Source organism: Persephonella marina EX-H1 (genome assembly GCF_000021565.1).
In the GTDB taxonomy this organism is placed as follows: domain Bacteria; phylum Aquificota; class Aquificia; order Aquificales; family Hydrogenothermaceae; genus Persephonella; species Persephonella marina.
Window position 1 is genome coordinate 1,250,243 of sequence record NC_012440.1, and the last position, 24,064, is coordinate 1,274,306.

A 24,064-nucleotide genomic window follows, 5' to 3' on the forward strand; every position below is an offset into this window, starting at 1 on the left:
AGGTGCGTTATGCATTTTTATATCTTTATTCTGTTTTTTTCTATTTTTAGTTATGTTAAAGCTTTTGAGAATATAAACTTTATCTTTGATTTTTCCTACGTTGGAAGGGATAAGGATATCTACAGTGTTGATGATGAGCATTCTGATTTTATGATGAATAAAGATAAAGGATTCAATCTGAATTATGGGGAGTTGAGTATCTCATACCCAGTTGAAAAAGGTATAAAGTTAAAGGGCGTTTTCCATTTAACTGAGGAATCCTTTGAGATAGGTGAGCTTTATTTTTTCACAGGAGATACTTTCAGATTAAAAGGTGGAAAGTTCAGAAGCTCTGTAGGAATACTGAATGAAAGACATCAGCATGAATGGGAATTTTCCGATATTCCTGTTTTTTACCAGAGCTTCTTTGGATACCACGCCTTAACTGAGAAAGGTATTCAGGTTTCTTATCATCATAAATATATCATTTCGGGCTTTGAGATACTTCAGGGTGAGAATGAGTACAGTTTTGGAAAGGGAAAAGGTGATCTTTTTACATTTTTTGTAAAAGGGAATCTTCCTTATATAAAACCTGTTTTTTCGTATCTTGATGGTGGATTTAGAGAAGATCAATCTTCAGGAAGAACAAGAATGATATTTACAGGTGCAGAGATTTCGTCTTTTAAAAATGTCAGATTTCAGGGAGAGTATGCGTATAGAATAAAAGAGGGTGATAAATCTTCCGGATATTACATCCAGATGGTTTACAGTGCAGAGAAAGCTGTTGAAACGGGATTGAGATATGGATATGTTGAGAACGGTGAGTACAGGTATTCAGGGATGATAACCTTCAGATTTTCAGAGTATATAAAATTAAGAGCTCAGTATAACTATTACAGATCACAGATCAATGAGTTTATTTTGGAACTGACATTTAAAACTGGAGAAGATGAACATTGATACACTTTTCAAATGACTGATTTTTAATATATTATTTATTCTTTAACAGGAATCTGAGGTGTGAATATGGACAGAATTGTGATACATGGTGCAAGACAGCATAACCTGAAAAATATTGATCTGGAGATACCTAAGAATAAGCTGATCGTTATTACAGGTCCTTCAGGATCGGGAAAGTCATCACTTGCCTTTGATACCATATATGCTGAAGGGCAGAGAAGGTATGTTGAAAGCCTCTCTGCCTATGCAAGACAGTTTTTAGGTCTTATGGAAAAACCAGATGTTGACAGTATTGATGGTCTCTCACCTGCTATAGCTATTGATCAGAAAACAACATCAAAAAACCCAAGATCAACAGTTGGAACCGTAACGGAGATTTACGACTACCTTAGGCTTTTGTTTGCAAGGGTAGGGAAACCACACTGTCCGGAATGTAACAGTATAATAGCCTCACAGTCTGCTGAGGAGATATCTGAGCAGATCCTGAAGTTTCCAGAGGGAAGCAAGATACAGATCCTTGCTCCTGTTATCAGAGGGAAGAAAGGAGAGCATAAGGATATTTTTGAAAAGATAAACAGAATGGGATTTCCAAGGGTCAGGGTTGACGGTGATATATATCTTGTGGAGGAAGTTCCAAAACTTGAAAAGAATAAAAAACATACCATAGAGATCGTTATAGACAGAATTGTTATAAAAGAGGGAATCAGAACAAGACTGAATGACAGTATAGAGCAGGCTTTAAAGTTGGGTGACGGCATCGTAGTTGTGAACAATCTATCTGAAGGAAAGGATCATATTTTCAGCGAGAAGTTTGCCTGTCCACAACATGGATTTTCTATAGCGGAGCTTTCTCCAAGACTTTTCTCATTTAACAGTCCTTACGGAGCCTGTCCCGAATGTAAAGGGCTTGGGATAATACATAAGATAGATATTGATACACTTATAGATTACAACAGGGCTGTTATTGAGTCATTCCGTATAACAGATAGTTTTTACTTTAAGTATGTGAAAGGGATTATATACGACATCATCTATTATCACGGTATAAATAAATTCACAAAGTTTAAGGACCTTCCTGAGGATGTTAAGGATGAGCTTATTCTTGAGATAGTTCCTCATCTTGAAAGAAAGTATCTTGAGACGGACAACGAGAAGCAGAGAGCAGAGCTTGAAAAGTTTATAAGGGAAGTAAGATGTCCTGTGTGTAAAGGATCAAGACTGAAAAAGGAAGCTCTCTATGTCCTTATAAACGGCAGATCTATCTGGGATGTGGTCAGGATGAATATCCTGGAGAGCTACAGATTTTTTGAGGATTTTGAGAAATCTCCAATGTCTGAGAAGGACAGAGTTATAGGAGAGAAGATCATAAAGGAGATAAAGGAAAGACTGAAATTTTTAATAGATGTTGGTCTTGATTATCTTACACTTGAGAGATCCGCAACAACGCTCTCAGGAGGAGAAGCTCAGAGAATAAGACTTGCTACACAGATAGGATCAAAGCTCAGCGGAGTTCTCTATGTCCTTGATGAGCCTTCAATAGGTCTCCACCCAAGGGATACTGCGAAACTTATAAACACGTTGAAAGAGCTTAGAGATCTTGATAATACTGTGATAGTTGTTGAACACGATCCAGAAACGATTGAAGAGGCTGATGTTATAGTTGATATGGGTCCAGGAAGCGGTGTGTATGGTGGGGAGATCGTTGCTGTAGGGACGCCAGAAGAGATAATGGAAAACCCCCATTCATTAACAGGTAAGTATCTGAGCGGAAAACTGAAGATACCGGTTCCTAAGGAAAGAAGAAAGCCTGATCCAGATAGAAAGCTTGTTATAAAAGGTGCTAAGGAACACAACCTGAAAAATATAGATGTAGAGATCCCACTTGGACTTTTTGTCGCTGTTACAGGGGTTTCAGGAAGTGGAAAATCAACGCTTATATACGATATTCTCTGGCAGGCAGCAAAAAACAGATTTCACCACAGAAATGATTATGTTGGAGATCATGATACTATAGAAGGGTGGGAACATATAGACAAGGTAATAAATGTTGACCAGTCTCCAATTGGAAGAACGCCAAGATCAAACCCTGCAACTTACACAAAGGTTTTTGATCAGATAAGAGCACTTTTTGCAGCAACACCAGAGGCAAAAATAAGAGGATACACACCTGGTAGATTCTCATTTAATGTGAAAGGTGGAAGATGTGAAGCATGTAAAGGAGATGGTGTTGTAAAAATAGAGATGCACTTCTTACCTGATGTTTATGTAACATGTGAGGTATGTCAGGGGAAAAGGTACAACAGGGAGACTTTATCTGTTTTATACAAGGGAAAGAATATATCTGATATTCTTGATATGACTGTAGCAGAAGCACTTGAGTTTTTTGAGAATGTGCCTTCTATCAGAAATAAACTTAAGGTTTTAAATGATGTAGGACTTGATTATATAAAACTTGGACAGCCTGCAACAACACTCTCAGGCGGAGAAGCTCAGAGGATAAAACTGACAAGGGAGCTCTCAAAAAGAGATACAGGAAAAACTCTTTATTTTCTTGATGAGCCAACTACAGGACTTCACTCACATGATGTGGAAAAGCTTATAAGGGTTCTTAATAAACTTGTGGATAAAGGAAATACAGTGGTAGTTATTGAACATAATCTTGATATAATCAAAAATGCAGACTGGATTATAGATCTTGGTCCAGAGGGAGGAGACAGAGGAGGACAGATTGTAGCTGTAGGAACACCTGAGGAGATAATGGAAAATCCAAACTCGTATACAGGACAGTTCCTGAAAAAGTATCTTCAGGATGAGAGATTAACGAGCGTTTAGAAGGTTTTAAAAAGATTCTGTATTTATTTGAAGATAAAATACATATAAATCTTTCATAAAGGTAATTTTTTTTATCTTCCACTTAGTTCAAAGAAAACTGGCTTTGTTCTTCGTCCTGATGTTCCTAAGGACTTGCAGCTTTCTATCCCACTTAGTTCAAAGAAAACAATCAGTCTATAGCAACTTCACCTTTACCTTAAAGGCTTTCTATCCCACTTAGTTCAAAGAAAACTTCATCTATGGGGAGCAAAGAAAAAACAGAGACTCTTCTTTCTATCCCACTTAGTTCAAAGAAAACGAAGACAAAGAAGGAGTTAGATATTTCATCTCAGCTGGCTTTCTATCCCACTTAGTTCAAAGAAAACCATTGTATTAACATTCAAGAGATTTGTCAATAGGTACTTTCTATCCCACTTAGTTCAAAGAAAACTTCAACATTGCTTTCTATTTGGAATGACAAATACGGCTTTCTATCCCACTTAGTTCAAAGAAAACCCCTCAACACCTTTAGCTTTCAGTTCGTCTATTTTTCTTTCTATCCCACTTAGTTCAAAGAAAACAAGTTACAGGGAATGTTCCTCTGGTTCTTAGAGGCTTTCTATCCCACTTAGTTCAAAGAAAACAGGACTGGTTACCTGTCTTTTTTCTTATTTTTTTGCTTTCTATCCCACTTAGTTCAAAGAAAACCTCCATTTTCTTTTCCTCCTTTTTTGTTTGATCGCTTTCTATCCCACTTAGTTCAAAGAAAACTGAGCAGGCAAATATGCTGATAGCTGTTTTCGTTGATACTTTCTATCCCACTTAGTTCAAAGAAAACCCATCATTCTAACGATATAAAAAAATATAGTGATTTGGCAAGCTATAAAGCTATTTAGAGAAGGATCATTCTACTTTTATACATCTTTGCAAAAATAAGTAATCTGCATCAAAGCTGTAGTAATGCAATTATACTTATTATCATTATCTTATAAACGTTGATTATCAAGGATTAAAAATCTTAGTCTTTCTCACTCAAAATGCATTTAATCTGACCCTATTCTCATACCATGTAACCATTTTATACTTATTATAAGGTAAGAAAATATCTGCTATAATTCTAAAAAAATAGAAGACAAAACTTTATTAAAACAGAAAATCGCTTTTTACTGGGGGAATAAACTTCAGGAAGGGAGATATGAGAATAAAAATCATAATCGAAGCAGAGAAACACCCTATTATATACAGACATAGGGCAGTTTCATTCATTAAAGAAGCTTTAAAAAAAGCTGATATAGACTACAAAGAATATCTTTACAGAGGCAAGATAACCAAACCTTTCTGCTTTAACATTCCTTCTCCTAAAAATGTTCCTTCACAAAAAGAAGAAATACAGATAGATGAAAACTTCATAATAGAAGATACTGTTTATTCATTGAACGGATCCTATCTTTCCCTATATGTATCTGCTTCTGATTATCGGTTCTTAATAAGCCTATTTAATGGAATCAAAAGAATGGGAGCTTTTGATTTTAGCTCAGATACAAATATGCTGATAAACGGCAAAAAGATATCTTGGGGTATAAAAAAGGTTATTTACCTTAACGAGAGACCTATTAGATCTGATAGGATCATTTTTAAAACAAATTCACCCATATTAGTAGAAGATATAAATGACAAACCAGTTCTGTTTTCAGACAAAAATTTTGAAAAAGAACTAAATGAAATAACAGACAGAATACTCAGATCTGAACATATTAAAGGCAGAGGACTTGAAAAACCATTAAAGTTCAAACCTCTAAAAATGAACAAAAAAGTTATAAAGCACACATTAAAAAAGTTCAGAGAGAAAACAGGAAAACCTATCATGTATCTCACAGGAAATTACGGAATTTTTGAGCTGTCTGGACATCCGAAGGATCTTGAGATTCTCTACAAGATCGGCATTGGCAACAGAACCGGCCAGGGCTTCGGCATGGTGGAGGTAGTGGGATAATGGAAAGGGTTTATCTTGGAGACTGGCTTTGTAATGCAGGAATTATAGGGTTTTTGAAGATAAATCATCATCTATGGAAAATAGAAAGAGAAAAACTGATATCTCAGGATGAAAGTCTGTTAAAGTTCGGAGATAACTATTTAGAGTTTGACAGGAAGATATTTGAAGGTTTCTCTGAGAGGTTTTTTGATTATGCTTTTCACCAGTATGGTAGGTATGAAAATTTATTAAATCTTTTTAAAGAATACATAGAAGATTTACAAAATTTGGATGATGAGGAAAATTTTGAAAAATTAGCAAAGAAATATTTTAAAAATAAAGATATAAAAATAGAGAACCTACCAACTCTTTTACCAGTTGAAATATTTGATAGATTTAAAAGGATTTTACAGGGATTTACTCTTTTGAAGAAAAAGTTGAATAAGATACCTTCAAAAAATGATATAAAAAAAGATAAAAATTTACTAATTGATGTTTTAAATGAAGCTATCTCAATAATGGAATCTGAAAGAGAAGAATTTTGGGAAAGTGATGTTCAGATATATCTAAGAAATATCTACGGACAGAAAAGCTTTTTAAACCTTAGTGTTAATAAAGATAGATTTGAAAAATTTTATAAAGATTTTGAAAAACCTTTAATTGAAAGCAGTGTTAAACGTGACAAAACTTATAAATGCATAAACTGCATAGACAGGCAAGCCAAAAAAGATACTATTTTTGATACAGGAATTTCTAAATTTTATGGATTAAATCCAGATAGTGTGAACTTTGTCTGGAACTTTAAACCAAAACTTCCCCTCTGTGAAATCTGTGAAATTATTTATTTCTCTTATTTTGCTGGATTAATCCCCGTGAATAAGAATGGAAAAACTGTTTTCTATTATGTTAATTCCGACACTTCATTAGAAAGTCTGTTAAAAGAAAATCTTTTACTTGAAAGAAAACTTACAAAAGAGATTTCTGAAAATCCATTTATTGAATTTTTCACAGAACTTGTTTTGATGTCTGAAGAAGAAAGAGCAAGATATACATTACAAAACACAGTTATTATAGAATTGGACTTAAACAATGAAACGATGCCAAAGATTTACAGTTTTAATATTTCAAGGGAAAAAGCAGAATTTTTAGTAAACAACAAAGAAAACTTCCAAAAATTATCAAAAGTATTTTACAAGATAAAGAATGACAGCTTTTCAGTATTACCGGAAGTTATAGAAAAAACGTTAAACAACAGTTTGAACTTTAAGTATTTAAACAGATTGATAAAATTACATTTAAAAAACGCCAATGACTCAAGCTATTACGCCACAAATATAACCAGCTATCAGCTTCAGTTATTAAATCTTTTAACAAAGGAATTTTTACAAAAAGTAATTTTAGGAGGAACTGATATGGGTATTGATGAAAATAATCTCTGGAGCATTTACTACCAGGGTATAGACCTTGCAAAAAAACTAAGAGAATCTAATGCTGAAAATAAGATCCAATCAATTGCTTACAAACTTCTTAATGCTCTCAGGATAGGAGATACAAATCAGTTTATGGATGTCCTGATCAGAACATATATGGCTTATGGAGAAGAAATTCCTTCCACTTTTGTGAAAGCCATATCTGATAAAAATACATTTTATCCTTTAGGCTATAGCTTTTTAAATGGATTACTCGGCAAAGAAAAACCAAAGGAGGTTTCAAATAATGAGTAACTTACAACCAAAAGGATTAACAATATCAATAATCTTTGATGCGATGAGTTTAAACTATGGAGAAGGAGTTGGAAATATTTCTGAACTAAAAAAATTATCAAGGTCTGGCGAGCTTTACTCTTATGAATCAAGACAGGCAATAAGGTTTGATACATACCGATTACTAAAAGAAATTTTTGGGATAGATAGTGATAAAGAAGAACCTCTAACAGGGGACAATGATGTTGTTCAATTTAAACCTGAAGCTAATGTAAAAGATTATATTGAAGCTGATTTATTTGGTTATATGAAAACAGAAAAAGATAAAGGGGCTTTAACAAGGCCTGCAGTAGTTAGAATAAATCCAGCAATATCTTTAGAACCTATGAATTTAGATGTGGAGTTTGGAACAAATCTAAATTTTGCTCAAAGAGCAGGAACAAATCCTAATCCTTTCCAGTTTGAACACCATTCTTCCCTTTACTCGTACACCATAACCATAGAACTTGATAAAGTAGGTAAAGACGAAAACGACGAAATTGATATAGAACCAGAAGAAAAGGCAAGAAGAATTAATATGCTCCTTGATGTATTAAAAATATTAAACAGAAATATCAAAGGAAGAATGGAAAGTCTGAATCCACTTTTTGCCATTGGCGGAGTTTACAATGTAAAAAATCCATTTTTCCTCGGCAGACTAAAAGTTAGTTACAATAAAGAGAACAGGAAATATTCTGTTAAAACTCCTATAATAGCCTCTATTTTAGATATAAGTTTCAATGGAGAAAAAGTTAAAGATAATACCCATATAGGTATTATAGAAGGATACTGGGAAAACGAATCCGACATTAAAGAACTACTGCCAGATAATCAGGTTCACAATATAAATGATTTCTTTGAGGAGCTAAAGAAAAAGGTTAACGATTATTATGGGATAAAAAATTAATTATGAAACTTGTAATCTGAATAGAATTTTATATAGTATTACTAAGAGTATTATTAAGAGGTCTATAGTTATGATTATAACGGCAAATGAACTGAAAACAAAAGGAATTTCCTTTGTTGAGAAAATTCTAAAAAAATACAGGGAAGCATATATCTCTGTTAGAGGGAAGCCTAAGTTTGTCATATTACCAATTGAAGAATATGAAAAACTGAAAGAAGCGGAACTTGAAAAAATTATAAAAGAAGCAGAAGAGGATTATAAAGCAGGTAGGATTATAAAAGAAACTGCAGAGGAACATATAAAAAGATTGGGAATATAAATGTATCAGCTTGTCTTTACTGAAACATATTTAAGAAGGGAAAAGGATTTCTTAAAAAAACACAAGGACTTGATCCCACGATACAAGAAAGTTTTAAGATTGCTAGAAATAAATCCGTATCATCCTTCATTAAGGTTACACAAACTAAAGGGGAAATTTAAAGATAAGTATTCTGTCTCTATAACAATGAATTACCGCATTATTATTACATTTGCTGTCGTTGAGAATGAAATCGTATTGATAGATATAGGTTCCCATGATGAGATATATAAAGGATAAGTGGGGGAAAATGTTTATGAAGATTTTAAGAATTAAAGCCTATCAACTTTTTGCGAATTACAGAAAACCAATGAGTTACAACTACTGGGATAGCTATCCACTACCGCCTCTTTCAACTATTAGAGGTTGGTTTCACTACGTAGTCTGGAACGGAAACAAAGATGAAAACAGGCATTATATTCCTATCTCTATGAGTATTCAGGGAAAGTTCTCTTCTGTAATTCAGGATTTACAGACACTTATAAAGTTTGATAGAAAAAGGAACACAAAAGGAGAAATCGTAATAGAAGGCTTTAACAAAGCTTTCTCAAAATCTCCGACTTATGTAACAAATATTTTTGATATAAACCTACATATATACATAAAAGCAGAAGAACACTTTCTGCACAGATTTATTGAAAATGTTTTCAAATTAGAGTATCCATCAATTGGAAGATACGAAGATTTAGTTAGAATTGATGAGTTAAAGATAATAGAGCCAGAACCTATAGATCTCTATGAAGAGCCTCACGATATATACTACGGGATTTACATTAACAAAAAAACTGCCGACTATTTTGGACTTAGGGGAATAAACTACAGAATGAACTTTAAGTATGATGGTGACCTGCTTAATAAAACAGGACTAAGATACTTTGAGAGGAAAGATATAGTATATGTTGATAATGCTGTATTGGGAGAAGGAGAAATCTTATTTGATAAAGAAGAAAACAGGGTAATAGATTTAGTAGGGGATTAAAAATCAAGATTAATAGTTATGAGGAAAATTTATGCAAAAATCTATTACAAAGACGGAAAACCAGTTCCAGAAACTTTAGAGGAACATACGGAAAATCTTCTGATAGAGCTTGAAAAGCTAAAAAATATATACGGCAGAGATATAGTAATTAATGAAGATTTTTGGGAAAATTTAAAATTTGCCTGTTTATTTCATGATTTAGGAAAAGTATCTGATAATTTTCAAAGTAAGTTGAAGAGAATTGTAGGTGAAAAAATCCCCAGGGGAGTGGATAAAGAAATACCTCATAATTTTCTGTCTGGAATATTTTTATATTCAAAATCAATAAGAAAATTAATACCAAGAGAGTTTTTTGATTATATTTTTTATGCTGTAGTTTTTCACCACGATAGAGAGATCAATTTTGATAGTAATTATCTTAAGGAAGTTGTGGAAAAGGATATTTCAAAAAAAGCTGATTTACTAAACTGGCTGGAAAAGTATTCAATAGTTATAGACCGTGTTGACCCAGACAGATCAGGGATTCTTTTTAAGAAAATAAAAGAATTTAAATATAGTGAACATGAAAAAACAAAAGAAGTTAAAAGGTCTAAATACTTCATACTACTAAAGGGATTACTTCACCGTCTTGACCACTCAGCATCTGCAAAAGTAAATGTGGAAGAAGAAAGAATAAAAAATCCAAGGGAAAAACTAATACAAAAACTTTCTAAAAAAGAAAATTTTACAGGACTAAAACCATTTCAGGAAAAAGCAAAAGATTATGAGAATGAAAACATACTTTTAACCGCTTCAACAGGAATGGGAAAAACAGAGTTTGCTATAAACTGGATAGGTGAAAGTAAAGCATTTTATACTTTGCCTGTCAGGGTATCTGTTAACGCAATGTATGATAGGTTTGTTAACTATTTCGGTAAAGATAAAATAGGACTTCTTCACAGCGATGCTGTTTTTTATGGATTTGATAAATACGAAAAGTTTGAGGACAACCTATCAATAGAAGAGCATATAATTAGAACTCAGGCAACAAGACAGTTTGCTATGCCGATAACAATAACCACTGCTGACCAGTTATTTACAGCTACATTTAAATATCCGGGATATGAAAAGGTATATGCTACACTTGCATACTCCAAAATAGTTTTAGATGAGCCACAAAGCTATTCTCCTGATACATTAGCAATAATAATCAAAGGTCTTCAGGAAATATCTGAACTTGGTGGGAAGTTTTGCTTTATGAGTGCTACCATACATCCGTTCATAAGGGAAAGATTAAAGGATTACTGTCGTATATTAGACGCCGTTTTTAATACAGAAAAAAAGCATAAAATTACCTTACTGGATAACTCTTTAGAAGAAACAACAGAAAAAATAAAAGATCTGTATAAAAAAGGCAAAAAAGTCTTAGTGATCCTGAACACCGTAAAAAAATCACAGGAGATATACAAATTACTTAAAGATGATAAAACCAATGTAAAACTTCTTCACTCACTATTTATAAACAGGGACAGAAAAGAAAAAGAAGATCAGATAAAAGAGAATTTCAAGACAGAACAACCAGTCATCTGGATAACAACTCAACTTGTAGAGGCATCTCTGGATATAGATTATGACGTCTTATTTACTGAAATAGCTACTCTTGATGCATTAATACAGAGAATGGGAAGAGTAAACAGAAGGAAAGGCAGAACAATTGATGAAAACAGTTCTCCAAATATATTTATTGCCTTGAACAACCCATCAGATCAGGGAAAAATATACAATAAAAATATTGTAGAGTTAACGAAGGAAGCTTTAAAAAACTATGAAGGAGAAATACTGACAGAAGAGATAAAACAGTCATTAATGGAAGAAGTTTATAATGAAGAAAAAATAAAAAGCACAAAGTTTTATGAAAAGTTTGAGAAGAACTTAGAATTATTGGAATACGGTTATCAGGCAGATACCAAAGGAGAAGCTCAAAAATTATTTAGAGAGGTCCTAAATATAAATGTAATTCCCGAAAAGATACTTAATGAAAATTATACACAGATAGATAATCTGATTAACCAGATTTTGGACAAGTCAATACCATATCCAGAGAGATTAAAGAGCATTCATAAATTAAACTCTTTCACTTTAGGTCTTCCAATCTTCAGAATAAAAGACCAGATCCCAACAGACATAACACCACCTAAAATGAGGAACAAAATATTTTCCGTAAATTTTGATTATAATAGCGAACTCGGATTAATTATTGAAAGTCAGCAACTTGGTGAAATTTTATAAAATCTTTTAACTCATTTTTTTTTAAAACTACAAATTATTTTATATAAAAAGTTGATTTTGAATAGAAATGGACAGAAAAATTTTTATACAGAATTTAGTTTACAGAAATTTTCTGTTATATTTGTAAAATGCAAGATTTAATAAGACAAAAACTTAAAAATATTGAAAAAAATCACAACATAAAAATCCTCTATGCCTGTGAGTCTGGAAGCAGAGCGTGGGGATTTGAATCTCCTGACAGTGATTATGACATCAGATTTATATATGTAGAAAAACTGGATTACTACCTGTCAATAGAGCAAAAAAGGGATACCATTGAAATAATCGACGGAGAACTTGACTTTGTCGGATGGGAGCTTAAAAAAGCTCTGTTTCTGCTCAGGAAATCAAATCCTTCCCTCATTGAGTGGTTAAACTCTCCTAGAGTTTACCTGAAAGATGAAGAATTTTATAAAAAAATCAAAAAACTCATGGAAAAGTCCTTCAACCCAAAATCCCTGATGTACCACTACTTCCACATGGCAAAATCAAACTACAGAGAATATCTAAAGGGAGATTTAGTAAAGGTAAAAAAATACTTCTATGTGTTAAGACCTATATTTGCATTAAATTGGATCCAAGATAAAAAAAGAATTCCACCAATAGAATTTGAGATTCTTTTGAACGGAGTCCATATTTCAGATAAAGTTAAACTTGAAATCTTAAAACTACTAAAAGAAAAAAAGAATACAAAAGAACTGGATCTTAGACCAAAAATTAAAATATTGAATGAGTTTATAGAAAAAAATATAGATTATTATGAGAAATTTTTGAAAGAGTTTGATTTTAGGACAAATCTTCCTGAAGTTTACGGCTATAACTTCCTATTAAGAAGAATGATTTTCAAATATGATACTGAAATATGCAACCCGAAATAAACTTTGAAGAGCTTAAGGTTAATGGGATTAAAATCAATTATTACTTTATTTGTCCCAGAAAGTTATGGCTTTTTGATAGAAAGATCACGATGGAAGAAAAGTCTGACAGGGTTCTTATGGGGGCGTTACTTCACGAAACCAGTTACAAAAGAGATAAAACTAAAGAAGTTCTGATTGATAATATTATCTCAATTGATATCCTGGATAACTTAAACATCAGAGAAGTTAAATACTCTGATAGAATGGCAGAAGCTGATAGAATGCAAATTCTATACTATCTGTATTATCTAAAAAAGCTTGGAATAAGCAAAAAAGGGATAATAAACTATCCCAAGCAAAAGAGAAGAGAATTTGTAGAGCTTACACCAGAAGATGAAAGGAAGATAGAGCAGGCTTTAATGGAAATAGATAGAATACTAAAGCAGGAAAAACCACCACCTGTGATAGATGTCCCATATTGCAAAAAATGTGCTTATTTTGAGTTTTGCTTTGGGTGATTTTTACATAAAGCTTGTAAAACCTTGTGTTTGGAGCTTATAAAGCATCTCTAAAAGTTTATGGGCAGTATGTTTATAATCACTATCAATTGAGTTTAAATCTGGGATGCCTTCTTTTATGAGTTCTTCTGGACTTTTAATTTCACAGAAGTTTAGAAATCTTAAAATAGGTTTTTTCAGTTTTTGTCTTGTTCCATGAAACTTCGGTAGCACTTTCATCTTTAACGCCAGATCAAAAGCTTCATCTAAATTTTCAAATTTTATTAATGAGTTTTGACAGTTGTATAAGAACATAACTATCTCATCAAAAACTCTGTATCCAAAGTGAAGGTTAAAAGGTTTTAAGATCTGATTTATTTCTTCAAGTTTATCTTTATATTTCTTATTTTTTTCTAAAAACTCTAAAATCTTTCCTTTGTTTATGGAAGCAAAATTGCCATTATTTGTAAAGTCTTTTTTTAAATCTTCCGTGAATTTGCCTTTATTTTCAATACCGTTTGAACTATTTTTTAAAAAATTAAGGTACTCATCAAAACATCCAACATCAAACTCAATGGTAAAAGCTCTATCTAGAACTTTGGGAGAAAACATATGGGTAGTTTCATCAATATTTACAGTTCCGATGAAGTAAAGGTTCGGAGGTAAAAATAGCTCCTTTGGTACATTTGAACTTTCTTCATTGTGAAGTTTTATGCTTTGGGAAGTAAATTTATAATTTCCTTCATTCAGTTCTTTTCCAAGATTTTTAATAAACTCTATAAAACTACAACTTCCAATAGCTTCGCTTAAGTTTTGAAATTTTTTTGCTTCCAGTACAGATAAAAAGTCTGCAAAGTAATATTCAACTCTTGCTAAATTCATCTCATCAAATAGGACGAAAAAGGGGTCTGAATCTTTTCCATTTTCCAAATAGTTTTTAGAAGCTTCTAATACAAAGTCCAATAAAGGAGTTGTATGGTATTCCCTTTTTAAAGGGTTATAAAATCCAAGTAGTGATTTACTGTCTTTAAAATCGGGTCGAACGGGGAAGAATAAATTGTTATCTAAATTCTGTTCAAATTTTTTTATTTTAAGTTTTTTATCTAATTTTTTTAAGCCTAACTTCTTAATATCTTCTTTTTCAATTATTTCAAATCCAAATAAACTTCCGATATACACCGCCAAGTGATTTGTTATCTCTGATGCATTGATTAAATCTGTTCTGTTTTTTAATTCTTCTACTACAGGTATAAGTTCTGTATAGTATTTGTTTATTTTCAAAAAAACTTTTCTATTAGTCGTAGACATCAACTTCTCATTTATAGATTCAATAAAATCTTGAATTTTTAATCTTCCATTACCAAACTGTATTTGCTCTTTTTTAATGGGAACCAATTTTTCCTCTGTGTCTTCTGTAACAATCCATTTTTCCTTTTTGATACTTTTTGAGTTGGGAAAATATTTAACGAAATCCTCAAAAATTTTTGTTTTTCCTGTGCCTGAAAGTCCTGCCAAGATAACAAAACCTTTTGTTTTTAAGGCATTATAGAAAGATGCTATCTGATGATTTTCAAGCTTTAGATTTTCTAAAAATTTTTTTGAATTAATTATTGGATCGTAAACGTACAAAAATCCATTTTTTAAAGCTATAGGATTTATTTTACGATTACAGAAGCTTTTCAGATCTTTCAATGGAATGTACTCGTTTAATTCTTCAATTTTATCAATCAATAGCCATGTTTTGAATATTTCATTTTTCCTTTCTGAAAGTTTTTTCTTTCCTTTCCATCCTTCATCCAGAATAAAATCTTCCCAGTTCTCTGGACATTCTATTCCGTCATCACCTTCGTGAGTTATGAAGTCTACAACTTTGCATCTCGCTTTTAACTTACCATCTTGATAAAAATAAAACCAGAAAGGTTTTTCTTTTTCGTAGTCTTCTTTACAATGTTTTATCGGATAGCTCCACCAAAGGGATACTTTATCTTTATTTTTCAATTTAGTTTCAATATCGGATAATAGACTCTTTAGATCATCTTTGCCTATTGAACCAGCAAGAGCTATTTTCTTTTGGTTATAGCTGCCTTTTAAATCAGAATTTATTGTTTTTTCCTTAATATCTCTTAGTCCCCAAATTCCTGTTCCTTTTTCTTTTAGATAAAAAATATCCTCTTTACCTACGAAATTGTTTGAATCTGAAGAATATCTTTCAAGTGTTCCTCTTATGGTGGCTTTATAAGATTTTGAAATCTGGACATTATATTTCCGAGCTAATTTTTTAAATTCTTCATATATCTTGTTAAGATGAGCTTCTCCTCCTAAATTTTGCAACACTTCGATTAATATATCTTTATGCCTTTTGTTCTCCATAATATATGAACCTCTTTATTTTTTAATCATTAATCAGGATTTTTTTTAAATCTAAATTTAAAAACCCTATACCTTCAAAATACTCTTGGTTCAAAAATTTTTTATCAAATTCTATTTCATAAATCCCTTTATCTTTAAAATAAAAATTTCCCAATGTATTATTTCCATAACATACTGCAACAGCAAATTCAGCATCTAATCCATCTTTATAATAATGCATATTTAAGAGAATATCCTTTCTATTATCTTCAAAAATTCTAAATTTTGCATCAAAAATATATTTTTTATTATTCATTTCCATAATAAAATCAGGTCTAAATTCTAACCTGGAATAAGAGTATAAGCTCTTTTGAAAATATAGTTTTAATCCATCTTCAAACTCAAACACCGCATAATCGTATATAGTCCCTTGTTTAGTTCTTTCTTCAAAGTTAATCTTTGTTTCATAATTTCCGTAAATCTTTTTGAGTGATTTTAGTATTTCTATTAATACGTAGTATTCCCATAAAGTAGCCATATCTTTTAAAGAAAGCGCAATATCAAGATTTTTAAAAATCTGTGGTATGAATGAAGAATGGAACAATCTATATATATTGAATATTTCTCTATAACCTGCTTTTTTCATCAATACCTGAGAGTTCGAAGGAAAATAACTTAGATTTCCGACTTCCACAAAAATATCTGTTTGCAAGGCGTATTCAACTTCCTCTTTTATTTCTCTTAGCTCCTTTAGATATAGGAATTCTTCTAGTTCTTCAGACAGAACTGTTTCAATCTCTTTTAAAAAATACTTAATAAACCTATTTTCAAGAGTATCAAATGTTTCTTCTGTCACATACTGTAAAACCTTTATAGGCGAATATCTGTCTTCGATAATTCCATTTTCCGTTTTGTATAAGAACTGAGGATTAGATATAATGTCAGTCAAAACATCTTCATTAACTACGTATACCTCTCCTAAGTTCTTGTATTCTTCATTTTCGATTAACTCTTTATGAGGATTAGAGAGAACGAAATGAACAGAGTTTATCAACTCATCTTTCTTTTCTAAGAGTAGTAAAAGTTTAAAGATTTTACTTTCCACTGGTTTGCTTTCATCTACAGGGAAGTTTGCTAAAGCAATTGAGTAAATAATATTCTCTTTTGATAGTTCTCTGATAATGTAATTTAAAAATTTTTCAAAGAAAAAGTTAAAGAAAGTTTGAAAATCGCTTTCTTTTTTAAAACTTTCTAAGGATTTTTTTATTTTGGACGGTATCACAAGTATATTATCTGTCAAGTATCCGCAGAAATTTTCTACATATAAAATATCATCTTCTATTCTTACTTTTTCAGATTCCTCTAAATATTTTAGAAATTTAATATCGTTATGTCTAATGCCAATTTCTTTTAAATTAATACTATTGCTTTCTATGATCAAAATTTGCAAGTCCTTTTCTGAATTTTTCAACACTATATATTTAAATATAAAAACAAAGGGGAAAAAATGTCTCGTAGGTTTTATATTAACTCTAACGGAAGGCTTAGAAGAAAAGAGAACACCCTTTATTTTGAAACAGAGCAGAATGGGGAGATAGTCAAAAAAGCTCTTCCGATAAATGATATAGATGTAATCTATGTTTTTGGCGAGCTTGATATAAACACAAAAGCTCTGAATTACCTGTCTGGATACGATATCCCTATTCATTTCTACAATTACTATGGATTTTATTCTGGAAGCTTTTTGCCGAGAAAAAAGAATGTTTCAGGGAGTCTGTTAGTAGAGCAGGTAAGGCATTATATAGATAATAAGAAAAGGCAGTATCTTGCGGTATCTTTTGTTGAAGGAGCGGCCTATCATATTCTAAGAAATCTAAGAAAGCAGAATATAAATTCTGAAGATTTTGAAGAGATAGAAAAAGATCTTTTTCCTAAGATCTTTGAAACCAGAAATACTGAAGAACTTATGGCATTAGAAGGTAATATCAGGGAAAGATATTACCAGCTTTTTAACAAAATAATAAATAACGAAGATTTTTTTATGGAAAAAAGAGAAAAGCGGCCACCAGACAACCCGATAAATGCTTTAATAAGTTTTGGAAATTCTATTATGTACAATACTGTTCTCACGGAGATATACAGGACTCAGCTTGATCCTACTATAAGTTACCTTCACACGCCACAGGAAAAGAGATTTTCATTATCTCTTGATTTAGCCGAGATCTTTAAGCCTTTTATTATTGACCCACTTATTTTCAGTCTAATTAATAACAGACAGATAACCATAAAAGATTTTGATAAAGATCTGAACTATGCCTATCTGAATGAAAATGGACGAAAAAAGTTCTTAAAAGCTTACGAAGAAAGGCTTTCTAAAACAATTAAACACCGGAAGTTAAAGAGAAAAGTCTCTTACAGACAGTTAATTAGGCTTGAATGTTATAAGTTGATAAAACATCTGATAAGTGATGAGGATTATAAACCATTTAAAGCGTGGTGGTAAGATGTTTGTTATAGTGACTTATGATATTTCCGAGGACAGAAGATTAAATAAAGTAAGGAAGATATTAAAGAAATATCTTTACTGGAGTCAGCTATCTACATTTGAGGGTGAAATATCTGAAGGTAAGCTTGCACAGTGTATGTCTGAGATAAATGATGTTATTGATCGCAATGAAGACAGCATTTATGTTTATGAGGTGAAAAATCCCAGAAATATAAAAAAGAAAGTCTTAGGGATAAAAAAAAGTTATATGGATAATTTTTTGTAAAATTTTTTAAATATTGCACTAGAATAATAATAGTTTTATAAAGGATACATGGAAACAGAATATGTTTAACATAGGATTTATCTCAAAATAAAATGCATTCTGAGTGGAGAAAACTCAAATTTTTAATCATTGATAATCAACGCTAATAAGTTTATGCAAATAAATATAATTGCATTACTACAGGTTTAATGCAGATTACTTATTTTTGAAAAGATGTATAAAAGCAGAATGATCTTTCTCTAAACGGCTTTATAACTTGCTAAACTATTTATTTTTTTATACTTTTAGGCAGATGGGTTTTTTCTGAACCAAGTGGGGTATAAATTTTATGAGCTGGAAATATCTATAAGAAAAATTGAGGGTTTTTTCTGAACCAAGTGGGGTATAAATTCTTTCTGCTCTACATATATTGTTTTTCCTGTGTAGTTTTTTCTGAACCAAGTGGGGTATAAATTCCTTCTTTGCTTGAAAATTGATCAGACGATAAATGAGTTTTTTCTGAACCAAGTGGGGTATAAATTGAAGATCATAAAACTTATATCTAAAACTCCCTACGTTTTTTCTGAACCAAGTGGGGTATAAAGTGGAAGATACATGTAATAAGGAACTGGGACGATGCAGTTTTCTTTGAACTAAGTGGGGTATAAATGTTGTTGTTGGTTGTATATTGACCATCACTGCGTCTTGTTTGTTTTAAACTAAGTGGGATAGAAAGTTTTATAATGGAAATTGTATAGTAAAGTTTTACAAAATTTGAACTACCCGATAAAAGTTTATCTCAGCTTGAAAAAGAGGTTAAGGAAAAGGGACTTAATGATAAAGAAGTTGAACAGACATGGGATGAGTTTTTAACTATGCTTGATAATTACAACTCTAAAAGCGGATCATATTATCAGTACACATTAGAAGATTTTAGGAATGGAAAAGTTGATAAAACGTTGGAAGCATTGAAGAAAGAAATAACAAAAATGGAACAAATTCCGGGATATCTTGAAAGCGAACAACGAAATAAACTCTACAATAACTTCAAGCAACAGTATAAAGACTTAACAGAGTTAAAGAATAAATATGATGAGGCGGCAAATAATACTCTTGTGTGGAATATGTATAATTTCCTTAAAAGGGGGAGAGAAAACTCAATTGCAACCCCGGAAGTTAAGGATGGTGGTTTATTTGGTAATGATCCGTCGGCAGTTGATAAGACAACTGGCAAGCCGATATTTGAGAAATGATACTAAGATATTATATAAAGATTACCAATAAATAAAAATTAAGATCTATCAAAAGAAACAGCCCCTCTACAAAGGGCTGTTTAAAATTTAATCATCAAATTTTCTTTTATCAACTGCTGGAATATCATATTTGTAAAGACGAGGGAAGAAGTTTTCACCAAAGAAAGTCAGGTCAGATATGTCTTCAATAAACTCCTCTTCTTTTTCTTCTTCTGTTTTTTCTATACTTTCCTCTTTTTCTTTTACATTCTCGTTTGATCCAAAAAAGCCATAAATTATACTATAAATTACAATAAACATAAAATATGTGAACCCTGCTATTACCATTAAAACTCCAATTGATACCGCTATTACAGTAATAATTAGTAATGTGTCCATAACAAAAAACCCCTAATAAGGATTTAATTTTAATGTAAGTCTTATAATAAGATCGTCAATGCTATAACCGGCAAGCATTGATTTGCTCTGTTTTTATCAGCCTTCCGTCTCTAAAATATCTTATCTCATACAAACATTTTTCATAGTCATTCAAAGGAAAACATCTAAGTTGGTAGTTGTCCACATCCATTGATCTGATGTTGTACAGCTTACAGGATTTCGCAAGTATTTTTGCCTTTAGAATAACCTTCTTGGCTATGCTTTCGGGTGGAGTGTTTCCAAGGGGTATTGCATTTCCATTGCAAACTTTAAAATTCAATATCTCCTTTTTAGAGAATGCTGTTATAGTCTTTATTATTGAAACAAGATCACAGCCTTCTTTGTCTTTCCCGTTATATTTACTTAAGTATGCTATACCCCCTATCTGCTTAATTACGCCTGATTTATTTTTAGCTGTTTCTAATGCTATATCCGATGCTTCAGCTGAATCTTTTTCTTTTATCTGTTCTGGTAGAGGTTCTGACGATGCCATCTGGATCTGTTCTATTTCATCTTTAATAAGAAGTCTATAGGAAAAATCGTGGGCATAGGGACTTATATAAGTGGTTTTTTGGTTCACCTGCGATAGCTTTATTGTAAATCCTCTTATAGGTGATTTACATATATACTTTCCTTCAAAAACAGCTCCATTACCGAAGTGAAGTTTATTCTTCTCTATAACCACTTTTATCATAAACTCATCTATAGGAATACCGTCTTTGTAAAGCTGTCCACCATTGGCATTACAGAAGGAGACCATTTCATTTATTATCTTAAACTTTCTTAAAGCTGCTCCTTTATCACGGATAGATCCTGAGCCGACCACAAAATTACCGTAATCGTATTTAATATCTTTCATCTTCATAATGAATGCTGATATTTTGTCAGGTCCGAATACCTCTGTTGCTTTTTTGCCTTTGTAATCTGGATCTGGTGCTATAAGCTGGCTGTAGGGTCTTACTCCTTTTATAGTATCCTTGTGCCAGATATAAATTACTACCGGAAACCATCTAACCTCGTTATTTGCAGATGAGAAATATCCAGCTCCTTCATGGAAACCTCCGATCATAAATAACTTTTCATCTCCTCTCATACAGACGTCGCCAGCAATTACCTTATTCTCAACCTCCACAGTAGCTGTAAATCCGTCAGCTGCCTTTACTTTCCTAATCAGTTTTCCCCCGTCCTTTTCACACGCTTTTTTCAAATAAAGAGTCAACATCTCTATCCAGTGATCTGTCCTCTTTCGGTTAATCCAGAAAGTGTATCCATCAGACCACAGATAACCTGAATGGGCATCCTTGGGCAGGTATGTAGGTACTTTCTTTATGTTGTTCAGTTTATAAAGTAGTTGTGCAACAGCTGAAGACTGCTGGAATTTCTGGATCTGCTCTACACTGGCTTGCTTGGTTGACGTTCCACAGGAAGATATGAAAAATGAGGTTAAAAGAAAGATAGGCATCCATTTTTTCATGGCTAACCCCCCGTATGTTTTACAAGCTTCTCAAGTTTTTTATTTTTTGTTTTTTCATACAACTTTTCTAAATGATATTTAAGGCTCCAGTCACCGCAGGACACTACCGCTTTTGGATTGTTTTTCAGGTTCTGTAACGTGCTGATAGGCGGGAACAGTGTACATATCAGTTGCTATGAGTTCATATCCGAATATCATGATTTTGGCTCCTAATTTTATTCATTGGTGATTTCTTTGAAATACTTAAGTATTTCGCAGCTTGTTAGTCCTTCCATTTTCAGAAGTAGAACTAAAGTGTTCATAGCTCCAGCTCTCTTTCCAGAGTAGTAGTTTAGTTTTTCAAGTTTATCGTATAGCGAATAATAACAGTCTAACTCTTTTTGACTTAGACCTTTAGAGTTATTCGCAGAAGTTTCTGCCTGAGTTGTAGTAAATGTTAAAAAAGTAATAAAAGCTGATAGAAGAACTAACTTTCTCATAGTGCTTCCTCCCTCCTTTTTAATATTTACTTAGATTTTTTAGCTTAAAATCTTACTGTATATTTAAAGAATAGAAATATTCCTGTCATAGTTAAATCATAAATAAATTTACATCTTTTAAACTCTTTTTAAATTTCTCCTTAAACGAATGATGATAGTTCATGTTCCTAACTCCCAGTTTGATTTTTCTGCCCAAAAGTGACTTATTATAAGAGTTCCTTGAGACAATATACTTAAAAGTTTTATCACCCCTGCAAAAGGAATATCTGCAGGAACAGCCTCAAGAAGAACTAAGTATCCTATAAATGCTGTTATTCCAAGAAAAACTCCTACTGTTTGCAGAAAAGTTGAGGTGTGTTTTTTCATCCAGTCTGTTGTTTAGTAGATGACAGTCTTTTCTTGAATTTCTATCTTGTTACGCAATAAAAGAGGTTTTTTATTATTATAATGATTGATTAATTTTTAGATTCTGGTGGTTTATATTGGCAAAAGTTGAACCTTTTGAGGAATTTACGGAAAGATATGAAGAATGGTTTGAGAAAAACAGATATGCTTATCTGTCGGAGCTGAATGCTGTTAAGAAACTGATTCCTGAGGGAAAAGGTGTTGAGATTGGCGTTGGATCCGGTAGATTTGCTGTTCCTCTAAACATAAAGTACGGTGTTGAACCTTCATTGAAAATGGCTAAGATCTCAAAGAAAAAGGGAATTTTTGTTATTCGGGCTGTAGCTGAATATCTACCTTTTAAGAACAACTCCTTTGATTTCTGTCTATTTGTTACAACTATCTGTTTTGTTGATGATATTGATAAATCAATTAAAGAGGCTTACAGAATACTGAGGAAAGAAGGAAAGATAGTTATAGGCTTTATAGATAAAAACTCCCCTTTAGGTGTTTTTTATGAAAAAATAAAGGAAAAAAGTCCCTTCTACAGATACGCAACATTTTACTCCACAGAGGAACTTACACAGATCCTTTCCCAGAAAGGTTTTGGAAATTTCAGATATCTCCAGACGGTTTTCAAAAAACTTGACGATATAAAATCTGTTGAGCCTGTCAAAGAAGGTTACGGTGAAGGCTCTTTTATTGTTATATCTGCAGAAAAGCTTTAATCACTCAATATTCTGAACCTGCTGTCTTATCTTCTCAAGCTGTGCTTTCATCTCCACAGTATATTCTGAGAAATCTGGCATTTTATTACCCATTGTGTTTATCTCCCTGTGCATCTCCTGACATAGAAAATCCATTTTTCTTCCAACAGGCTGATCAAGTTCTAAGAGCTCTTTAAATCTTTTTATATGTGTCTTCAGTCTTACGATCTCCTCAGTTATATCCATCTTGTCTGCTATTATTGTGGCTTCTATAAATGCTCTTTCAGAAAACTCCTCACCTAATAGCTCCCTTATTTTCTCAACAGCTCTCTCTTTCGCCTTAGATATGATCTCTTCTTTCTGTCTGTCTATCTTTTCTGCGATATTTTCCAGTATTATAAGCCTGTTTTTAATATCCTTTATCAGATTATCTCCCTCTCTTTTCCTTTCCTCCTTCAGTATTTCACAGGCTTTTTTAACAACATCAAGTGTGTTTGATTTCAGTTCCTCATCTATAAGATTCTCTTCCATTTCACCGGCTATACCTGATGCAAGATCGTATATTTTGTCGTCTGAGGGGGAAAGCTGTATCTCTTCCATAACAGTTTTAACTGTCTCAACAGCTTCTTTCAGGTTGTCAATATTCATAAAAAGCTTTGGTTTCCTATATTTTAGATCTATAAAAACCTGAAAGCTCCCTCTATCAAAGAAAGATCTGATTATATTCCTGACATCAAGTTCTACAAAGGCTATAAGGTCTCTATGTCCTTTGACAGATATATCAATACCTTTCCCATTCAGAGATTTTATTCTTACAGATATATCGTACTCATCAAACTCCTGTGAAACATAGGCAAATCCTGTCATACTGTACGGCATAAT

The 24,064-nt window shown here is 32.2% G+C and carries 22 protein-coding genes and 2 CRISPR repeat arrays; of the genes, 15 read left to right on the plus strand and 7 right to left on the minus strand.

Annotated elements, in window-relative coordinates; genetic code table 11:
• Positions 1-9 precede the first annotated feature (9 nt).
• The 11 genes from PERMA_RS06600 to cas4 all read left to right on the plus strand — a co-directional run bounded on the left by PERMA_RS06600 (position 10) and on the right by cas4 (position 13,390).
• A complete protein-coding gene (locus tag PERMA_RS06600) occupies positions 10-939 on the plus strand; it encodes a hypothetical protein (protein WP_012676861.1) in 930 nt (309 codons plus the stop codon).
• Between the two features lie 66 nt (positions 940-1,005).
• A complete protein-coding gene (gene uvrA, locus PERMA_RS06605; RefSeq protein ID WP_012675462.1) occupies positions 1,006-3,771 on the plus strand; it encodes an excinuclease ABC subunit UvrA in 2,766 nt (921 codons plus the stop codon).
• A gap of 69 nt (positions 3,772-3,840) precedes the next feature.
• Positions 3,841-4,588: direct repeats of the CRISPR family, unit length 29 nt; unit sequence CTTTCTATCCCACTTAGTTCAAAGAAAAC.
• Between the two features lie 357 nt (positions 4,589-4,945).
• Positions 4,946-5,743 (plus strand): CRISPR-associated endoribonuclease Cas6, encoded by a 798-nt coding sequence (cas6, locus tag PERMA_RS06610; RefSeq protein ID WP_012676602.1) that lies wholly within the window; start codon positions 4,946-4,948, stop codon positions 5,741-5,743.
• Positions 5,743-7,446 (plus strand): type I-B CRISPR-associated protein Cas8b1/Cst1, encoded by a 1,704-nt coding sequence (gene cas8a1, locus PERMA_RS06615; RefSeq protein ID WP_012675210.1) that lies wholly within the window; start codon positions 5,743-5,745, stop codon positions 7,444-7,446. Before cas6 ends, cas8a1 begins: the two co-directional genes overlap by 1 nt.
• A complete protein-coding gene (gene cas7i, locus PERMA_RS06620) occupies positions 7,439-8,371 on the plus strand; it encodes a type I-B CRISPR-associated protein Cas7/Cst2/DevR (protein ID WP_012676358.1) in 933 nt (310 codons plus the stop codon). The genes cas8a1 and cas7i overlap by 8 nt, the downstream gene beginning before the upstream one ends.
• A 70-nt stretch (positions 8,372-8,441) precedes the next feature.
• A complete protein-coding gene (locus tag PERMA_RS06625) occupies positions 8,442-8,690 on the plus strand; it encodes a type II toxin-antitoxin system prevent-host-death family antitoxin (RefSeq protein ID WP_015898877.1) in 249 nt (82 codons plus the stop codon).
• Entirely contained in the window at positions 8,691-8,969 is a 279-nt protein-coding gene (locus tag PERMA_RS10960) for a type II toxin-antitoxin system mRNA interferase toxin, RelE/StbE family (protein WP_041530902.1), read from the plus strand. It abuts the gene before it with no gap.
• A gap of 16 nt (positions 8,970-8,985) precedes the next feature.
• Complete coding sequence (cas5b, locus tag PERMA_RS06635; protein ID WP_041531102.1) at positions 8,986-9,708, plus strand: type I-B CRISPR-associated protein Cas5b; 723 nt, start codon at positions 8,986-8,988, stop codon at positions 9,706-9,708.
• 18 nt (positions 9,709-9,726) lie between these two features.
• Positions 9,727-11,976, plus strand: a complete 2,250-nt coding sequence (locus PERMA_RS06640; RefSeq protein ID WP_012676604.1) for a CRISPR-associated helicase/endonuclease Cas3 — start codon at positions 9,727-9,729, stop codon at positions 11,974-11,976.
• Between the two features lie 128 nt (positions 11,977-12,104).
• The gene (locus PERMA_RS06645; RefSeq protein WP_012675813.1) at positions 12,105-12,893 is read left to right on the plus strand and encodes a nucleotidyltransferase domain-containing protein; all 789 of its coding nucleotides are present in this window, start codon (positions 12,105-12,107) and stop codon (positions 12,891-12,893) included.
• Positions 12,878-13,390, plus strand: coding sequence for a CRISPR-associated protein Cas4 (gene cas4 / locus PERMA_RS06650; RefSeq protein WP_015899034.1), 513 nt, complete (start codon positions 12,878-12,880; stop codon positions 13,388-13,390). The genes PERMA_RS06645 and cas4 overlap by 16 nt, the downstream gene beginning before the upstream one ends.
• 3 nt (positions 13,391-13,393) lie before the next feature.
• On the opposite strand, the gene PERMA_RS10775 is transcribed toward cas4, so the two are convergent.
• Both PERMA_RS10775 and PERMA_RS06660 read right to left on the minus strand, forming a co-directional pair.
• Positions 13,394-15,739: a hypothetical protein gene (locus tag PERMA_RS10775; RefSeq protein ID WP_012675939.1), complete on the minus strand. Its 2,346-nt coding sequence runs from the start codon at positions 15,737-15,739 to the stop codon at positions 13,394-13,396.
• Positions 15,740-15,761: 22 nt separating this feature from the next.
• Entirely contained in the window at positions 15,762-17,159 is a 1,398-nt protein-coding gene (locus tag PERMA_RS06660; protein WP_012675374.1) for a DUF2357 domain-containing protein, read from the minus strand.
• A gap of 66 nt (positions 17,160-17,225) precedes the next feature.
• On the opposite strand from PERMA_RS06660, the gene cas1b reads away from it, so the two are divergent.
• From cas1b to PERMA_RS06675, 3 genes are all read left to right on the plus strand, one after another.
• Entirely contained in the window at positions 17,226-18,221 is a 996-nt protein-coding gene (cas1b, locus tag PERMA_RS06665; protein ID WP_012676200.1) for a type I-B CRISPR-associated endonuclease Cas1b, read from the plus strand.
• Position 18,222: 1 nt separating this feature from the next.
• Positions 18,223-18,489: a CRISPR-associated endonuclease Cas2 gene (gene cas2, locus PERMA_RS06670; protein WP_012675710.1), complete on the plus strand. Its 267-nt coding sequence runs from the start codon at positions 18,223-18,225 to the stop codon at positions 18,487-18,489.
• Positions 18,490-18,785: 296 nt separating this feature from the next.
• A CRISPR array of direct repeats spans positions 18,786-19,137; the repeat unit is 28 nt; unit sequence GTTTTTTCTGAACCAAGTGGGGTATAAA.
• Positions 19,138-19,343: 206 nt separating this feature from the next.
• Entirely contained in the window at positions 19,344-19,721 is a 378-nt protein-coding gene (locus tag PERMA_RS06675; RefSeq protein WP_041530903.1) for a hypothetical protein, read from the plus strand.
• 87 nt (positions 19,722-19,808) lie between these two features.
• Here the strand turns inward: PERMA_RS06675 and PERMA_RS06680 are convergent, their stop codons facing one another.
• The 4 genes from PERMA_RS06680 to PERMA_RS06695 form a co-directional block, all read right to left on the minus strand.
• Positions 19,809-20,099 carry a hypothetical protein gene (locus tag PERMA_RS06680; protein WP_148206413.1) on the minus strand — a complete coding sequence of 97 codons (291 nt, stop codon included), beginning with the start codon at positions 20,097-20,099 and terminating at the stop codon, positions 19,809-19,811.
• Positions 20,100-20,160: 61 nt separating this feature from the next.
• Positions 20,161-21,612 (minus strand): hypothetical protein, encoded by a 1,452-nt coding sequence (locus PERMA_RS06685; RefSeq protein WP_012675472.1) that lies wholly within the window; start codon positions 21,610-21,612, stop codon positions 20,161-20,163.
• A gap of 215 nt (positions 21,613-21,827) precedes the next feature.
• On the minus strand, positions 21,828-22,091 hold the full coding sequence (locus PERMA_RS06690; RefSeq protein WP_041530904.1) for a hypothetical protein: 264 nt from the start codon (positions 22,089-22,091) through the stop codon (positions 21,828-21,830).
• 159 nt (positions 22,092-22,250) lie between these two features.
• A complete protein-coding gene (locus PERMA_RS06695; protein ID WP_041530905.1) occupies positions 22,251-22,457 on the minus strand; it encodes a hypothetical protein in 207 nt (68 codons plus the stop codon).
• Positions 22,458-22,573: 116 nt separating this feature from the next.
• Between PERMA_RS06695 and PERMA_RS06700 the strand changes: the two genes are divergently transcribed.
• Entirely contained in the window at positions 22,574-23,203 is a 630-nt protein-coding gene (locus PERMA_RS06700) for a class I SAM-dependent methyltransferase (protein WP_012676131.1), read from the plus strand.
• Here PERMA_RS06700 and PERMA_RS06705 read toward each other — a convergent pair whose 3' ends face one another.
• On the minus strand, positions 23,204-24,061 hold the full coding sequence (locus tag PERMA_RS06705) for a YicC/YloC family endoribonuclease (protein WP_015898909.1): 858 nt from the start codon (positions 24,059-24,061) through the stop codon (positions 23,204-23,206).
• Positions 24,062-24,064: the final 3 nt, after the last annotated feature.

Excerpts from the sequence above, each read along its gene's own strand:
- uvrA (WP_012675462.1), top strand. The coding sequence starts at position 1,006 with ATGGACAGAATTGTGATACATGGTGCAAGACAGCATAACCTGAAAAAT.
- cas5b (WP_041531102.1), top strand. The coding sequence starts at position 8,986 with ATGAAGATTTTAAGAATTAAAGCCTATCAACTTTTTGCGAATTACAGA.
- PERMA_RS06695 (WP_041530905.1), bottom strand. The coding sequence starts at position 22,457 with ATGAAAAAACACACCTCAACTTTTCTGCAAACAGTAGGAGTTTTTCTT.
- PERMA_RS06600 (WP_012676861.1), top strand. The coding sequence starts at position 10 with ATGCATTTTTATATCTTTATTCTGTTTTTTTCTATTTTTAGTTATGTT.
- PERMA_RS06705 (WP_015898909.1), bottom strand. The coding sequence starts at position 24,061 with ATGCCGTACAGTATGACAGGATTTGCCTATGTTTCACAGGAGTTTGAT.
- cas6 (WP_012676602.1), top strand. The coding sequence starts at position 4,946 with ATGAGAATAAAAATCATAATCGAAGCAGAGAAACACCCTATTATATAC.
- cas4 (WP_015899034.1), top strand. The coding sequence starts at position 12,878 with ATGCAACCCGAAATAAACTTTGAAGAGCTTAAGGTTAATGGGATTAAA.
- PERMA_RS06675 (WP_041530903.1), top strand. The coding sequence starts at position 19,344 with ATGCTTGATAATTACAACTCTAAAAGCGGATCATATTATCAGTACACA.
- cas1b (WP_012676200.1), top strand. The coding sequence starts at position 17,226 with ATGTCTCGTAGGTTTTATATTAACTCTAACGGAAGGCTTAGAAGAAAA.
- PERMA_RS10775 (WP_012675939.1), bottom strand. The coding sequence starts at position 15,739 with ATGGAGAACAAAAGGCATAAAGATATATTAATCGAAGTGTTGCAAAAT.
- PERMA_RS06640 (WP_012676604.1), top strand. The coding sequence starts at position 9,727 with ATGAGGAAAATTTATGCAAAAATCTATTACAAAGACGGAAAACCAGTT.
- PERMA_RS10960 (WP_041530902.1), top strand. The coding sequence starts at position 8,691 with ATGTATCAGCTTGTCTTTACTGAAACATATTTAAGAAGGGAAAAGGAT.
- PERMA_RS06645 (WP_012675813.1), top strand. The coding sequence starts at position 12,105 with ATGCAAGATTTAATAAGACAAAAACTTAAAAATATTGAAAAAAATCAC.
- cas8a1 (WP_012675210.1), top strand. The coding sequence starts at position 5,743 with ATGGAAAGGGTTTATCTTGGAGACTGGCTTTGTAATGCAGGAATTATA.
- cas7i (WP_012676358.1), top strand. The coding sequence starts at position 7,439 with ATGAGTAACTTACAACCAAAAGGATTAACAATATCAATAATCTTTGAT.
- cas2 (WP_012675710.1), top strand. The coding sequence starts at position 18,223 with ATGTTTGTTATAGTGACTTATGATATTTCCGAGGACAGAAGATTAAAT.
- PERMA_RS06625 (WP_015898877.1), top strand. The coding sequence starts at position 8,442 with ATGATTATAACGGCAAATGAACTGAAAACAAAAGGAATTTCCTTTGTT.
- PERMA_RS06680 (WP_148206413.1), bottom strand. The coding sequence starts at position 20,099 with ATGGACACATTACTAATTATTACTGTAATAGCGGTATCAATTGGAGTT.
- PERMA_RS06685 (WP_012675472.1), bottom strand. The coding sequence starts at position 21,612 with ATGAAAAAATGGATGCCTATCTTTCTTTTAACCTCATTTTTCATATCT.
- PERMA_RS06690 (WP_041530904.1), bottom strand. The coding sequence starts at position 22,091 with ATGAGAAAGTTAGTTCTTCTATCAGCTTTTATTACTTTTTTAACATTT.